The organism is Sphingopyxis sp. (assembly GCF_016463645.1).
Lineage (GTDB): Bacteria > Pseudomonadota > Alphaproteobacteria > Sphingomonadales > Sphingomonadaceae > Sphingopyxis.
In genome coordinates this window covers 1-14,558 of the sequence record NZ_JAEMQX010000018.1, presented here as the reverse complement: position 1 = coordinate 14,558, position 14,558 = coordinate 1, and the positions used below count along the sequence as shown (strand labels likewise).

General features: G+C 63.9%; 12 protein-coding genes and 1 other RNA gene. 6 read left to right on the top strand and 7 right to left on the bottom strand.

All coding sequences use genetic code 11. The features are described from left to right. Positions 1-8 precede the first annotated feature (8 nt). From JHC57_RS06405 to JHC57_RS06390, 4 genes are all read right to left on the bottom strand, one after another. Entirely contained in the window at positions 9-2,651 is a 2,643-nt protein-coding gene (locus JHC57_RS06405) for a TonB-dependent siderophore receptor (RefSeq protein ID WP_294029175.1), read from the bottom strand. Positions 2,652-2,855: 204 nt separating this feature from the next. After that, a complete protein-coding gene (locus JHC57_RS06400; protein ID WP_366928530.1) occupies positions 2,856-3,617 on the bottom strand; it encodes a DeoR/GlpR family DNA-binding transcription regulator in 762 nt (253 codons plus the stop codon). 84 nt (positions 3,618-3,701) lie between these two features. Beyond that, entirely contained in the window at positions 3,702-4,997 is a 1,296-nt protein-coding gene (gene rhaI, locus JHC57_RS06395; RefSeq protein ID WP_294029173.1) for an L-rhamnose catabolism isomerase, read from the bottom strand. 22 nt (positions 4,998-5,019) lie between these two features. Further along, positions 5,020-7,134 carry a bifunctional rhamnulose-1-phosphate aldolase/short-chain dehydrogenase gene (locus tag JHC57_RS06390; RefSeq protein WP_294029172.1) on the bottom strand — a complete coding sequence of 705 codons (2,115 nt, stop codon included), beginning with the start codon at positions 7,132-7,134 and terminating at the stop codon, positions 5,020-5,022. Positions 7,135-7,248: 114 nt separating this feature from the next. Between JHC57_RS06390 and JHC57_RS06385 the strand changes: the two genes are divergently transcribed. Together JHC57_RS06385 and rhaT are read left to right on the top strand one after the other, a co-directional pair. Continuing rightward, the gene (locus JHC57_RS06385) at positions 7,249-8,667 is read left to right on the top strand and encodes a carbohydrate kinase (protein ID WP_294029171.1); all 1,419 of its coding nucleotides are present in this window, start codon (positions 7,249-7,251) and stop codon (positions 8,665-8,667) included. 93 nt (positions 8,668-8,760) lie between these two features. Then, positions 8,761-9,822, top strand: a complete 1,062-nt coding sequence (gene rhaT / locus JHC57_RS06380; protein ID WP_294029170.1) for an L-rhamnose/proton symporter RhaT — start codon at positions 8,761-8,763, stop codon at positions 9,820-9,822. Between the two features lie 3 nt (positions 9,823-9,825). On the opposite strand, the gene JHC57_RS06375 is transcribed toward rhaT, so the two are convergent. Beyond that, positions 9,826-10,449, bottom strand: a complete 624-nt coding sequence (locus JHC57_RS06375; protein WP_294029169.1) for a cation transporter — start codon at positions 10,447-10,449, stop codon at positions 9,826-9,828. A 69-nt stretch (positions 10,450-10,518) separates the two neighbouring features. Here JHC57_RS06375 and JHC57_RS06370 point away from each other — a divergent pair, with 69 nt between their 5' ends. Both JHC57_RS06370 and JHC57_RS06365 read left to right on the top strand, forming a co-directional pair. Next, positions 10,519-10,929 (top strand): helix-turn-helix domain-containing protein, encoded by a 411-nt coding sequence (locus tag JHC57_RS06370; protein ID WP_294029168.1) that lies wholly within the window; start codon positions 10,519-10,521, stop codon positions 10,927-10,929. Between the two features lie 145 nt (positions 10,930-11,074). After that, complete coding sequence (locus tag JHC57_RS06365; RefSeq protein WP_294029167.1) at positions 11,075-11,923, top strand: BON domain-containing protein; 849 nt, start codon at positions 11,075-11,077, stop codon at positions 11,921-11,923. Positions 11,924-12,025: 102 nt separating this feature from the next. On the opposite strand, the gene ssrA is transcribed toward JHC57_RS06365, so the two are convergent. Together ssrA and mscL are read right to left on the bottom strand one after the other, a co-directional pair. Beyond that, positions 12,026-12,382: a transfer-messenger RNA gene (gene ssrA, locus JHC57_RS06360) on the bottom strand. A 38-nt stretch (positions 12,383-12,420) separates the two neighbouring features. Beyond that, on the bottom strand, positions 12,421-12,837 hold the full coding sequence (mscL, locus tag JHC57_RS06355) for a large conductance mechanosensitive channel protein MscL (RefSeq protein WP_294029166.1): 417 nt from the start codon (positions 12,835-12,837) through the stop codon (positions 12,421-12,423). Between the two features lie 122 nt (positions 12,838-12,959). On the opposite strand from mscL, the gene JHC57_RS06350 reads away from it, so the two are divergent. Continuing rightward, positions 12,960-13,556: a LemA family protein gene (locus tag JHC57_RS06350; protein WP_294029165.1), complete on the top strand. Its 597-nt coding sequence runs from the start codon at positions 12,960-12,962 to the stop codon at positions 13,554-13,556. 343 nt (positions 13,557-13,899) lie between these two features. Further along, positions 13,900-14,558 (top strand): YgcG family protein (locus JHC57_RS06345; protein ID WP_294029164.1); only part of this gene is annotated, 659 nt, incomplete at its 3' end.

The window sequence follows — 14,558 nt, the reverse complement described above, 5'->3', positions numbered from 1 at the left end:
CCTCCCCGTCAGAATTTGGTGCGGATACCGAACGACACGAGCCGGCCGAGGGTGCTGCCGTTGGTATAGCCCGACGCACTGTTCAGGAACGGCGGGTCCTCGTCAAAGACATTGTCGACGTTCAGCGTCAGCAGCGTGTTCGCGAGCATTTCGCCAAGATCGTAGCTGAAGAAGAGATCGACGGTGTCGAATGCCGCGACACGCTCCTGCGGCGCGAGGCCGATGACCGGATAACCGCTGCGATGGTTGAGCGTCGCGCGCGCGGTGAAATCGCCTGCGGTTGCGCCGAGCCCCGCGGTGAAGAGAAAACGGCCGGTGCCGTTCTTGAGGTCGTCGTTGACCGGTCCGCCCTGCACCACCTGCGTCTCGCGGTTCAGGAGATAGCTGCCCGTGAAATTCGCGTTGATCGAGCCGAAACCGGTCGGGCGATTATAGGCGAGGTTGAAGTCGATCCCGTCGACATTCACCGCGCCGAGGTTCGCGCGCTGCGCAAGAAACAGCACATAGGGCGAGCTGATCGCGAACAGCGTCGCAAGGTTCGGCACACCGTCGACGCGGAGGTTGCCCGCCGCCGCCTGCGCCTGCGCAAGCGTCGGATTGAGGATGTAGAAATCCGAATAGGCGGGTGTCGTGAACATCAGCGGCGAGGTAAAGGGGGGAACCGCAATCGCGTCCTTGAACTTCACATTGAAATAGGTCGCGCTGGCGACGAAGCCCTCGATCGCCGCGGGCTTGAGGTCGAAGCCGAGCGACCAGGTATCGGCCTTCTCGGGCTTCAGATTGGCGTTGCCGCCGGCGATCGCGATCGTCGGGCGCAGCGCATCGAACGGCGAGCTGTTCGGCGCGCGGAACGGGCTGAACGGCAGCACCTGTACACGCGCGTCGACCGAATTGCCAAGATCGGCGAGACTCGGCGCGTGGAACGACGTGCCGTAATTGCCGCGGATCGTCAAAGCCTCGAACGGCCGCCAGGTCACCCCGATCTTGGGATTGGTCGTGCTGCCGACATCGCTGTAATCGTCGTAACGGACCGAGCCCGACAGTTCGAGGCTGTAGAAGCCGGGCGTGCGATTGTCGGCGCCGAAGATCGGGATCAGCAGTTCGCCGAACAAGGATTTGACGTTGCGCGCGGCATAGGCGTTCGATCCGGTGACCGCGGCTTCGGGACCGCTGCCGGTGAAGGAGCGGATATTTTCGTAATGATATTCGCCGCCGACCGCGAGACGGATGTCACCGCCGGGCAATCGGGTCAGCGGGCCGTCGAGCACAACACGACCTTCCGCGAGTTCCTGCGTCGCGTCGCCATAGTTGACGAAATCGTCGATCGCCGCGAGCACTGCAGGCGAGGTTGCCGAGAGATTATAGGGATTGAGCGCGGTCGCGGTGGTCGTCCCAGCAAGCGCAATCGTCGCGAGGGTCGAGTTGAACGACCGCTCGGTCGATTCATTCTCGCTGCGTCCGAAATTGGCCATGGTGCGCAGCTGCCAGCCGCCACCAAGCTCGAAGTCGAAGCTGGGGGTGATCCCATAGGAGGTGAAGCTCGACGGGCTGTCGTTGCTCGGACCGAAGACGTCGTCGAACGCGAAAGACACCGTGTGCGCGAGTTCGGCGCCGATCGGGCGGAAGAAGGGATTGGCCGCGGTGATCGTCCCGCTCGCGCTGCTCTGCGCGCTGCGATGCAGCGTGTCGCGCTTCGACCAATAGGCCGACAGCTTGAACGCGACCGAATCGCTGAGATCCTGCGTCAGCCCGGCAAAGACGCTGTGGCGTTCCTCGCGCGGATAGATCGCCGCATAGTCGGTCTGATCGCAGCGATTGACCCCCGGCGCCCGGGCGGGAAGCGCATAGGTCGTCGTGCCGACCGTGATGTTCGCGAGCGCGCAGGCCGTGCTGCGGAAATCGCCGCCACCGCGGCTCGTCTGATTAGCGGTCGCATAATCGCGGTCGAGCCCGATCAGATCGTCGTGCCATGCATAGGAATAGGAAATGAAGGCCGAGCCCGACCCCCAATCCTTGCCCGCGATGGCGCTCGCATCGATCGTCTGGTAATTTTTGGCGAAACCATAGCGCGCATTGACGCCGATCCCGTCGTAGCGGTCACGCGTGATGAAGTTGATCACGCCGCCGATCGCGTCCGAGCCGTAGATCGACGAGCCGCCATCGGGGATGACGTCGACGCGCTTGATCACGTCGGGCGGGATAACCGACGGGTCGAAGCTCGTCTGCAATATGCCCGCCCCGACCATGCGGTGACCGTCGACGAGCACGAGTGTCGTCGAGCCGCCGCTATTGCCGAGATTGCGGATGTTGGGACGCACGATCGGATTGCCGAAATTGCCCAGCCCGGCAGGGATCGTCCCGAAATTGCCGACCTGCGGGATCGAGGCGAGCAGGTCGTTCGCCGACGCGGCACCCGAGGCGACGACATCGGCCTCGCTGACTGCAACGACATTGGTGCCGACCGGCGCGACGCCACGCAGCAAGGTGCCGGTGACGACGATATCGGCATCGGTCGGCGCTTCCGCATCGGCATCCTGCGCGTGCGCCGCATTGGCGCCCAGCAGCGCCCCTGCGCACGCGAGTGCCGAAATGCCACGCCGCCTCGCGCGTCGCTGTGCAACCATATCCAGACCCGCAGTCATTGCCTTCATCGCATCCTCCCTGCACCCGCTTCGCGGGCTGTCCCTTTTCGACGGAGGCGCCTGTCGGCAATCTTCTTCCTCCGATGCCACGCTTCGTCGAGCGTTTTTGCATCACTGCTCATTATTTGTCTTTAATGATCACGTCAATGATCAAATTCAATCATTCATGCGCGAGCGGGAGAGTAGCCCGCGGTTTTTTGCGCTTTGAGGGATTCAGGCGATGACGACGCGAATGCCGGCGGCTTCCATCATCGCGACATGGCGGGGGTCGATCCCCGAATCGGTGACGACGACATCGATCTCGTCGAGCGAACAGACGACATTGCCCGAAGGACCCGAGAATTTGGAGCTGTCGACGAGAACGATGATCTCGTCGGCACGTTCGATCAGCCGGCGCTCGGCGGCAACGAGAATCACGTCGGCCTGCATCAGCCCGGCAGGACCCATCGACGCCGCGCCCATGAACAGCTTCGGCGCATGGAAACGTGGCATCCCGTCGTCACCCGCGGCCGACAGGACGATATTCTGCTCACGAAACACCTGCCCCGAGGGAATGAGGATTCGCGTCGTCGGCTGCGGCAACAGCGCGCTGACGATATGGAGCGAATTGGTCAGAACCTGCAGGCTCAAACCGTCAAGATGCGGACACATCTGCAGTGTCGTCGAGCCGCCGTCGATCATCACCCCTTCGCCCGGGATGCACAGTCGCGCCGCTGCACGCCCGATCGCTTCCTTGGCGGTGCGGTTGCGTCCGATATTCTCGTGAAAGGGAATGCCCGACAGGCCCTCTTCGGCCGTAGCCGGGGCACCGGCGGCGCCCCCGACGCGCTTTGCGCCACCGCGGACGCGCGTGATCACCCCCGCTTCCTCCAGCCGGTCGAGGTCGCGGCGGATCGTCGCAGGCGACGCCGCAACCCGGGCTTCGAGTTCGCGGAACGAGACGAACCCGCTTTCGCCCAGGCTGTCGAGGATCATTTTTTCGCGTTCGGCTGCGTGCATCGGGGTCCCTGTCCAGTTGCGCCTATTTGACGGGAGCTGCGCCGAGTTGCAATCGAATGATTAGACGATGCCGGCCGCCGCCCCTGCGGCGCGCCGCTCCTGCGCCTTGCGTCCCCGCCAGCCGCTTGCACGATAGGCCGCGATCGCATCGATCGCTCCGCCTGCCTCGGCACGCGCCATCGCGAGGATCGGGGTAACGTCGGTGCGATAGGCAATGCGCAGCGTCTGGAACGCCATCATCGTGTCGTTGGCCTCCTGCGCCGCGAGCAGCGCCTCGCGATCGACGAGCAGCGCCTTGGCATAGGCCGCGACGATCGCTTCGGCCGACGACAGCATGCTCTCGATCGGGTCGGTCACATTATGCGACTGATCGATCATATAGGCGGGACGAAAATCGCCGCGCGGATTCATCTCGGCCTCGACCAGTTCGTTGAAGACGAGGAAGAGCTGGTGCGGGTTGATCGATCCCGAGTCGAGATCGTCATCACCATATTTGCTGTCGTTGAAATGGAAACCGCCGAGCTTTCCGAAGCGATGGAGCCGCGCGACGATCTGCTCGATGTTCACATTGGGTGCATGGTGACCCAGGTCGACGAGGCATTTTGCCTTGTCGCCCAGTTCCTGCGCAACGAGGATCGAACTGCCCCAATCCGAAATCACCGTCGAATAAAAAGCGGGCTCGAACATCTTGTGCTCGATCAGCATCCGCCAGTCGCCGGGCAGCGCCGCATAGACTTGGGATGCCGCATCGAGATAACGATCGAGGCTGCGACCCAGATCCTGCTGCCCCGGGAAGTTGGTGCCGTCGCCGACCCAGACAGTAAGATCGGTAACGCCGAGTTGCCGGCCGATCTCGATACATTCGATATTATGCGCGACGGCCTGCTCGCGCACGTCGGCGTGCGTCGAGGAAAGCGAGCCCGTGACATAGCTCACCGCCTGCCCCGGCTGGTCCTGAAAAGTGTTGCTGTTCACCGCGTCGAAGCCGAGCCCGAGCGCCGCAGCCTCTTCGCGCAAGGCCCGATAATCGCCGACCTTGTCCCACGGAAAATGGGGACTGACGCGCGGCGTCGCACGGCCGAGTTGCTGAATGACCGCGCAATCCTCGAGCTTTTCGTGAATGTTGGTCGGCTCACCCGCGATCGGGAATTTCGCGAAGCGCGTACCGCCGCGCCCGGCGCCCCAGCTCGGCACTGCGACCGAAAAGTCCGCGACGCGCGCCTTTACCGCATCGATATCGACCCCGCGCCGCCCGAGTTGGCGACCGAGGCCACTATAGTCATCGTCGAGCGCATCGGTCAGACCGGCGTTCAGCCGCTCGATCTCCTCCTGTGCGAGCGGCAGGTTGCCGGTCATAACTCTCTCCTGATTCCGTGCCTTATCGCGTGAATGCCTGCGCATTACCCGCGTCGACATTGATCATGTTTCCGGTCGACTTTGCCGCCATATCGCTACTGAGGAAATAGACGGCTTCGGCGACATCCTCGGGCAACACGTCGCGCTTCAGCATCGAGCGGTTACGATAATGTTCCTCGAGTTCGCTGCCCGAATCGATCCCGTGCGCGCCGGCGCGTTCGCGGCGCCAGTCCCCATCCCAGATGCGCGACCCCCTGATCACCGCGTCGGGATTGACCGTGTTGACGCGGATACCGAACGGCGCGCCTTCGAGCGCGAGACAGCGCGCGAGATGCAGCGCCGCCGCCTTCGCCGAGGCATAGGCGGACGCGTTGGTCGCCGCGGCAATGCCGTTCTTCGATCCGATAAAGACGATCGAGCCGCCGCCTTGCTGCTTCATGAACGGGAAAGCCGCGCGCGCCGTGAGGAAATAGCCCCGTGCGAGTACGTCGTAGTTGCGCTGCCACAGATCGAGCGTCGTGTCCTCGATCGGCGCCGACGACGCAATGCCGGCGTTGGCAACGAGGATGTCGAGCCCGCCAAATTCGCGTGCACACGCAGCGAAAGCCGCGGCGACCTGCATCTCGTCGGTCACGTCGCACACCACAGAGCGGATCCGGTCGCGACCGAAACGCCCTTCGAGTTCCGAGGCAGCCTTCGTCAGTGCATCGGCATCGCGGTCGACGAGCAACACGCACGCATCGTCGGCCGCCAGACGCTCGGCGGTCGCCGCACCGATCCCCCCCGCCCCGCCGGTGACGAGCGCGATGCGACCCGCAAGCGGCTTCGGCTTCGGTATCCGCTGCAGCTTCGCTTCCTCGAGAAGCCAATATTCGATGTCGAACGCTTCCTGCTCGTCGAGCCCGACGTAGGCGCCGATCGCCTCGGCGCCGCGCATCACATTGATCGCATTGGCATAGAATTCGCCCGCGAGCCGCGCAGTCGTCTTGTCGCCGGCAAAGGTCATGCGGCCGATGCCGGGGACGAGCACGACGACCGGATTGGGATCGCGCATCGCGGGCGAGTTTACCCGTGCGCAACGCTGGTAATAAGCGGCATAGCCCGCGCGGTAGGCCTCGATCCGTTCGGCTAGATAGTCTCGGTCTTCGATCCGCGACGGATCGAGCACGAGCGGCGCGATCTTGGTGCGCAGGAAATGATCGGGGCACGAAGTCCCGATCGCCGCGAGCTTCGCAAAATCGCGACTGCCGGCGAATTCGAGCGTTTCGGCATCGTCGGCAAAATGACCGACCCGGCAGCCGCCCATCAGCCCGCGCAGCGCAGGCATCAGCGCCGCCGCCGCCGCCGCCCGTTCAGCCGCCGGCCGCGACGCGACGCTTTGTCCGCCAAAGACCGGGCCGCCCGCCAGCTTTGTGTTCAGATAATTGGCGGCGTCGGCAATCAATCCGATCGTGTTATCGTAGCAGGCCCTTGCGCTGTCGCCCCAGCAGATGAGCCCGTGCCCCGCGAGCATCACTCCGCGGAGGCCGGGATGGGCAGCGACATAATCGCGCAGCTTCAGTCCGAGATCGAAGCCCGGACGCTGCCATGACAGCCAGCCGACCGCGCCACCCCAGATCGCCCGCGTCGCGGCCTCGCCTTCGCTCGACGCCGCGAGCGCGATAATCGCGTCGGGATGGACATGGTCGACATGGGCAAAGGGCAGACAGGCGTGGAGCGGCGTGTCGATCGACGCCGCGCGCGGGTTGAGCGCGAAGGTGCAATGCGGCAGATAGCCGACCATCTCGTCCTCATGCGCGAGCCCGCGATAGAGTTTTTCGAGGCCGAGCAGCTTTTCGAGATAAAGCGTCGAAAAGCCGTCGAGCTTCATCGATCCTATATCGCCGCCCGATCCCTTTACCCACAGCACATTGACGGTTTCGCCGGTCAGCGGATCGCGCGCGCCGAGTTTGGCCGACGTGTTGCCGCCGCCGAAGTTGGTGACGGTGAGGTCCGAGCCGAGCAGGTTCGAGCGATAGAGGAGCAGATCCTCGGGCGCCTTGCCCGCCGCCTCATCATCCGACCAGCGATTCGGCGGAACCGCGAAGCGCAACGCGGCGGGGTCGGATTTGGATGAGGCGTCCAGCAGATCGGGCATAAGGAAACTCGTTGTTTCGTCGTTGGGCGGCTTGTATCGAAATCGCTGGCATCCTGCAATCAGTTTCGATAAAGTTCGATCAAATTCAGTCGCAACGAAGCAAAAGGGAGAGGAATGAAGGGTCGCGCCACCATAGTCCTCGACGTCGGAAAAACGCTGGCGAAACTCAGCCTCTGGTCGCCGGAGGGCGCGTTGATAGAACGGCGCGTGCGTCCCAACGAACGCGTCAGAACGGGCAGCTACGCCGCGCTGGACACAGCCGGGATCGAGGCTTGGGCCATCGAAGTGCTGCGCTATTTCGGCACGCTCGCCGACGTCGGCGCGATCGTGCCGGTCGGCCATGGCGCGGGCGCCGCGATCATCCGCGACGACCGGCTCGCCTGCCCTCCGCTCGATTACGAAGAGCCGCTGTCCGCCGGCCTGCGCTCGGACTATGACGCCGGGCGCGACGCATTTTCCGAGAGCGGCTCCCCAGCCCTTCCCGACGGGTTGAACCTCGGTGCGCAAATCTTTCGCCTCGAACAGCTCGACCCCGCGCTTGCGAAGGGCACGCAGATCTTGCCGTGGGCGCAATATTGGAGCTGGCTTCTGAGCGGGGTCGCGGCGGTGGAGGTGACAAGCCTCGGCTGTCACACCGATCTCTGGAAGCCGCTCAAAGGAACTCCATCGGAACTCGCCGAAAGGCGCGGCTGGGCGAAGCGGCTCGCCCCGTTGCGTGCGGCTCGGGAAATACTCGGCACGCTGACCCCCGAATGGGTCTTTCGCACCGGCCTGCCCGCCGACACCGAAGTTCATTGCGGCCTCCACGATTCAAACGCAGCGCTGCTCGCGGCGCGCGGCTTTTCCGAAATCGCCGATCGGGAATCGACCGTGCTGTCGACCGGGACCTGGTTCGTCGCGATGCGTTCGCTCGGGGACGCGGCCTCGATCGACACGAGCCGCCTCGACGAAGCGCGCGATTGCCTGATCAACGTCGACGTCTTTGGCGTGCCGGTCCCGTCGGCGCGTTTCATGGGCGGACGCGAGATCGAAACGCTGATCGGTCTCGACACGCGGCGGATCGACATCGCTGCCGACCAGCCCACGTTGCTCGCGACAGTTCCCGATGTACTTGCGAACGGCGCGATGGTCCTCCCGACCTTTGCGCCGGGCTTCGGCCCCTTCCCTCACGGCCGCGGCCGCTGGGTCGCCGAGCCCGAAGATCATGGCGCGCGCCGCGCGGCGGTGTCGCTTTACGCGGCGCTCGTCGTCGATGCGTCGCTCGATCTCATCGGCACGCAGGAACGCCTGCTGATCGAAGGCCGCTTCGCCGAAGGACAGGTCTTTGTCCGTGCGCTCGCCGCGCTGCGCCCCGACCTTCGCATCTATACCGGCAAGGCACACAACGACGTCTCCTATGGTGCGTTAAGGCTGATCGATGCCGCCTTGCCGCCCACGGAACCGCTCGAGCTCGTCGAGCCGCTTGGCATCGACCTTGCGGCTTATCGCAATCGATGGCGCGAGGAAGCCGAACGGATGGAAGAAGCCGCGTGAAAGCTGCGTCGATCGCCGATACCGGCGTGACCAATATCAACAAGATCGGCCAAGAGACGCTGGCCACCTGCGACTGACGAGGGGAGAAAAGGGATGGATGCGAACCCGCTGCTTGGCGTGTTCTTTCACTGGCTCGGCGGACTGTCATCGGCGAGCTTCTATGTGCCGTACAAGCGTATCCGTGCCTGGTCGTGGGAGATTTTCTGGATCACCGGCGGCATCTTTTCGTGGTTGATCGCGCCTTGGCTGTTCGCATCGATCCAGACGCACGACCTGATCGGCGTACTGGGCCGGACGCCCGGTGATATCTGGTTCTGGTGCTGGTTCTGGGGTGCGATGTGGGGGCTCGGCGGGCTGACCTTCGGGCTCACCATGCGCTACCTCGGGCTGTCGCTCGGCATGGCGGTCGCGCTCGGGCTGACGACCGTGATCGGCACGATGGGACCGCCGATTTTCCGCGGTACGCTGGGTGAGCTTTTCGCGACGACGAGCGGGCAGACGGTGTTTCTCGGCATCGCGATCACGCTTGCAGGCATCGCCATCGTCGCGCAGGCGGGGCGGCGCAAGGAACGCGAGATGGGCGAAGCAGTCGCGGAGGCGGACAAGTCCGAGTTCGACCTGCGCAAGGGACTCTCGATCGCGGTCTTCTCCGGCATCATGTCAGGCTGTTTCGCATGGGGCCTCGACGCCGGCGCGCCGGTCCGCGAGCTGACGCTCGCTGCGGGCACCGACCCGCTGTGGCAAGGGCTACCGGTGCTCTGCGTCGTACTGCTCGGCGGACTCACCACCAACCTCATCTGGTGCGCGATCCTGATCGCGCGCAATCGCAGCGTGCGCCAGTTCGCGGGCGAGGCTGCGCCCGGTGCGACCGAAAAGCCGCCGCTCGCGCTCAACTATGGCCTCGCCGCGCTCGGCGGCACGCTCTGGTATTTCCAGTTCTTCTTCTACACCATGGGCGAAAGCCAGATGGGCCGCTTCGGCTTTTCGAGCTGGACGCTGCACATGGCGAGCATCATCCTCTTTTCGACGCTCTGGGGTTTCGCACTCAAGGAATGGGCGCCCGCGGGCCAGCGCACGCGCGCGCTCGTCCGGCTCGGAATCGCCGTCCTCATGACATCGACCGTCGTCATCGGCCTCGGAAACAGCCTCGCGTAGTTTCTAGGCGGGCGCGCCGGCAAGTTCGCCGCGCGCCTGCCGGAAGACCTCGATACTGCCCCAGATCGCGAGCGCCGCCATGATTGCCGCAACCGCGAGGTCGGGCCAGCTGCGGCCGGTGCCGAACACGCCAAGCGCCGCACTCATCACGGCGATGTTGCCGATCGCATCGTTACGCGAGCATATCCACACCGAGCGCATGTTGGCGTCCCCGGTCCGGTAGCGATAGAGCATCAGCGCGACCGCGACATTGGCGGCGAGCGCGAGCGCACCGATCAACCCCATCGTCTCGGCATGCGGCGCCGATCCGGTGACGAAGCCCCAGACCGCCGATCCGAACACCCAGAGGCCAAAAACGAGCATTGTCCCCGCCTTCAGCAAGGCGGCGCGGGCGCGCCATGCCAGCGCCATGCCGGCAACGCCAAGGCTGATCGCATAATTGGCGCTGTCGCCCAGGAAATCGAGCGCGTCGGCTTGCAGCGCGCGTGAATCCGCCGCGACCCCCGCGACAATCTCGACGCCGAACATAGCGGCGTTGATGATCAGCGCGATCCACAGGATTCGCCGCCACTTGGGATCATTGAGCGCGGTCTTGCCGCTTTTACCGGCACAGCATTGATCGGCCATCGCCGAAATCTCCTGTTATCTTCGAGTCGGCGTCCTATATGCACCCTGTAGCAACTACAGGGTCAAGCGATGAAAATCGGCGAATTGTCGCGTGCCACCGGCACCAATATCGAAACCATCCGCTATTATGAGCGCATCGGGCTGCTTCCCGCGCCGGATCGCACCGCGGCGAATTACCGCAGCTATGGCGACGCGCATCGATCGAGGCTGAGCTTCGTGCGCCATTCGCGCGACCTCGGCTTCACGATCGAGGAGATTCGCTCGCTGCTCGACCTGTCCGACGACCCGGCGCGCGACTGCGGCGAGGCCGATCGGATCGCGACCGCGCATCTGGAACAGGTCGAGGCGAAGATCGCGCAGCTCGTCGTGCTCCGCGACGAACTCGCACGCATCGTCGGGCGCTGCCGCGGCGGCGTCGCCGCCGACTGCCGGGTAATCGAGGCTCTCGGCGATCATCGCCATTGCGAAAGCCAGCACTGACGCATCAGTAACGCTCACGCTTTTCCACTCGGTTCGTCGAAAGCACCGGAACTCGCGCCTGACGCACGCGTCAGTCGGACAGGTTGGGGGCGCTACCCCCAAGCGCCTGCCAGCCGCTCCCCCAAGCGAAACGAGGAGACGGAAAGTGGAAAGGCAAACGAACCGGGACCGAGGCAGTCGCGATGCGGACAGTGATCGCGAGACGCAGACGGGCCCGCTCTATGATTGGGAAACAAACCGCACCGACGACGGTAGCGGCTACGCCTATGGCGGCTATCCCGAAGCCGGCTTCGGTCCGCGTGATAGTGGACGCCATGGCGATTATGGTCGAAGCGGGCGCGAACGCACCGAGCGCGGGCACTATAGCGCCAACCATCCGCGTGACTACGCCGGCAATGACTGGAACCGCAGCTATGGTTCGCGGCACTACTGGAACGACGAACGCTATGGCGCCCGCAGCGATGAAGATCGCTATCGTAGCGCGCGCAACCGCGACCGGCGTGACGAATATGAGCGCCAGTCGGCATGGGCCTATATGGGCTATGCCGATCCCTATGGTTGGCCGACATACCTCCCCTATGCCGCCGGCGATTTCGGGCGCTCGACCTACGACCGCAGCGGTTATGCGCCGCGCGGCCGGGGCGAGCGCGGCTTTTTCGAACGCGCGGGCGACGAGGTACTGTCGTGGTTCGGCGACGAAGACGCGCAACGCCGCCGCGAACGCGACCATCGCGGACGCGGGCCGACCGACTATATCCGCTCGGACGATCGTATCCGCGAGGATGTGAACGACCGCCTGACCGAGGATTACTGGATCGATGCCTCGCGGATCGGCGTCACCGTCTCGGGCGGCGAGGTCACACTCGACGGCAGCGTCGACGGCAAGCGTTCCAAGCGGCGCGCCGAGGATCTTGCCGACGACGTGACGGGCGTCAAAAATGTGCAGAATAATCTGCGCGTGGACAGCACATCCTTTGCGCCGCAAGGCAGCTGAGCCCGCACAACTCGGGAGAGGGAGCGGTTCGCCGCTCCCTTTTTCATGTCAGGATGAGGGAAAGGTGGGACGATTCTGTTGCCCGGCTCGTCCCCAGCCGCTGGTATCCGATTCTGTTGCCCGGTTCGGTCCGAACCGCGTTCTATTTGTCTAACCTTAGGCCGTGAGGCTTATCGGTTAGGCAGCAAGAGCGAGTGCTTCGTTATCGTTAGCACTTATAGTTTTGAGCCTTGAACGGGTTACTCAGCCCGGAAGAAAACATCGTCTTTGAACACACGTCGATCCTGGTTCGGCCCCGTCAGAAACCCGCGCGCCCATCGAAGAAACGCGGGTTTGTGGTGGAGCCGCCGGGTACTGCCCCCGGGTCCGCTGTGTCTATTCCACGACACCATTTATCCTCATAGCCGGCCGAAGCCAGCAACGACCCATATAGGAAACCCGCCCGCGCTTTGGAAGAGCGCAGGCGGGCCGTTCATCCCGTAAAGGGCTCAACCCCCTTATTTCTTTCGCAATTCGTCGCGGATTTCGGTGAGCAGGTCGACCTCGCTCGGACCGGCGGGAGCATCGGGAGCCTTGCGGATGACGCGGTTCACCATCTTCACGAGCAGGAAGATGATCCATGCGAGGATCAGAAAATTGATCACCGCGGTGATGAAGGCGCCATAGCCGATCATTGCCACACCGGCCTTCTTGAGCGTAGCATAGTCGGTCGCCGCGATCCCGTCGGGCACGCTACCGAGCAGGATGAACTGGCTCGAGAAATCGACCCCGCCGAAAATCCAGCCGACGAGCGGCATGATCAGATCCTCGGTCAGCGAACCGGTGATCGTCGCGAAGGCGCCGCCGATGATGACGCCGACCGCCAGATCGATGACATTGCCGCGCGCAATAAATTCCCTGAATTCTGCCAGCATGTTACTGTTCCCCGGATGGTTGATCCCTGCCCGCAAAACTGCCGTGCCGATTGCACAAAGGCAAGCGCCATCCTATTATGTGTATTGTTGCGGCAAAACGCCGCCGGAGGGAGTTTCTGTCCATGACCTATCGTTCCGCTCGCTGGTTGATCCTGCCTGTCGCCGCGATGAGCCTGTCCGCCTGCGGCATCAACAGCGTCCCGACCAAGGAAGAGGCCGCCAAGGCCAAGTGGGCCAATGTCGAAGCCGCCTATCAGCGCCGCGCGGACCTGATTCCCAATCTCGTCGAAACCGCGAAGGGTGCGTCGAAGATCGAGCAGTCGACGCTGGAAGGCGTGATCCAGGCGCGCGCCTCGGCAACGCAGGTCAAGCTGAGCACCGACGACCTCAACGACCCCGCCAAGGTTCAGGCGTTCCAGCAGGCGCAGGGCAATGTGTCGGGCGCGCTCGGCCGCCTGCTCGTCACTGTCGAACAATATCCCGACCTCAAGAGCCAGGCGCGTTTCGCCGACCTGATGACCCAGCTCGAGGGCACAGAGAACCGCATCAACGTAACGGTTCAGGACTATAATGCCGCTGTGCAGGACTATAACACGACGATCCGCACCTTCCCCGACATCATCGGCGCCAAGATCGTCCATGGCGCACAGCCGATGACCCCATACAAGGCAATCACTCCGAACGCCAACCAGGCACCGAAGGTCGATTTCGGGCAATAAGGCCATGCGCCACGCCGTTTTTGCCGCTCCGCTCGCGATCCTGACGGTCGCGGGCGGATGCAAGGCGGCACCGGAACCGGGGGCCGCAAAGGAAACGGCCTTTTGCAACGGCGTTCCTGAAATGGCGCTCGCTGGCCGGGTGACGGACGCAGCAGATATTCTTACCGCCCAAGAGGAAGCCCGTTTGTCCGAGCGCCTGACTCGATACGAAGAACGCACAAAACACCGACGACAAGGCGCTGGACGCCGTGAAAGACATGACGGAATATTTCAAACGCGCCGATTATGCCGACGGCGTGTCGGCCGGTATCGAAGCCGTCGCCACCCGGACGGGAGATCCGCTATGAGGTCGCTTTTGCTCGGCTGGACGCTGGGCTTTTCACTGTTGGCGACGCCGGCCGCCGCACAAACCTTCCCCAAGCTTGCGGGCAATCCGGTCGTCGATCAGGCGGATATCATCCCCGCAGCCGAGGAAGCCGCGCTCAACACACAGCTGCTCGAACTCCAGCAAAAGACGGGACACCAGTTCGTCGTCGCGACGGTGCGCGACCTCGAAGGTCATGACGTCTCGGACTATGGCTACCGGCTCGGCCGCGAGTGGCAGATCGGCGACAAGGAAAAGGATGACGGCGTCGTTTTCCTGATCGCGCCGAACGAGCGGCGGATGAATATCTCGGTCGGCTACGGACTCGAACCGATCCTGACCGATGCCTTGTCGGGGCGGATCATCCGCGACGTCGTGACGCCGAAGTTCAAGGCGGGCGACATGCCCGGCGGCATCCAGGACGGCGTCAATGCGATCGCCGAGCAGATACAGCTGACGCCCGAGGAAGCCGCCGCACGCGCCGCCGCCGCCGACAAGGCCGAGCGCGACCGCGCCGGCGACGGCGATTTCGGCGGGCTATTCTTCATCGGTTTCATCTTCTTCATCTTCTTCGTCATCCCCTGGCTGTCGAGCCGCTCGCGGCGCGGCAAGAAGCGGCGCAAGGACAGCCCGTGGGG

Bases quoted from the DNA above. Each gene is read 5' to 3' on its own strand.
- rhaT (WP_294029170.1), top strand. From the start codon at position 8,761: ATGGATGCGAACCCGCTGCTTGGCGTGTTCTTTCACTGGCTCGGCGGA.
- JHC57_RS06370 (WP_294029168.1), top strand. From the start codon at position 10,519: ATGAAAATCGGCGAATTGTCGCGTGCCACCGGCACCAATATCGAAACC.
- JHC57_RS06375 (WP_294029169.1), bottom strand. From the start codon at position 10,449: ATGGCCGATCAATGCTGTGCCGGTAAAAGCGGCAAGACCGCGCTCAAT.
- JHC57_RS06400 (WP_366928530.1), bottom strand. From the start codon at position 3,617: ATGATCCTCGACAGCCTGGGCGAAAGCGGGTTCGTCTCGTTCCGCGAA.
- JHC57_RS06405 (WP_294029175.1), bottom strand. From the start codon at position 2,651: ATGAAGGCAATGACTGCGGGTCTGGATATGGTTGCACAGCGACGCGCG.
- JHC57_RS06390 (WP_294029172.1), bottom strand. From the start codon at position 7,134: ATGCCCGATCTGCTGGACGCCTCATCCAAATCCGACCCCGCCGCGTTG.
- JHC57_RS06385 (WP_294029171.1), top strand. From the start codon at position 7,249: ATGAAGGGTCGCGCCACCATAGTCCTCGACGTCGGAAAAACGCTGGCG.
- rhaI (WP_294029173.1), bottom strand. From the start codon at position 4,997: ATGACCGGCAACCTGCCGCTCGCACAGGAGGAGATCGAGCGGCTGAAC.
- mscL (WP_294029166.1), bottom strand. From the start codon at position 12,837: ATGCTGGCAGAATTCAGGGAATTTATTGCGCGCGGCAATGTCATCGAT.
- JHC57_RS06350 (WP_294029165.1), top strand. From the start codon at position 12,960: ATGACCTATCGTTCCGCTCGCTGGTTGATCCTGCCTGTCGCCGCGATG.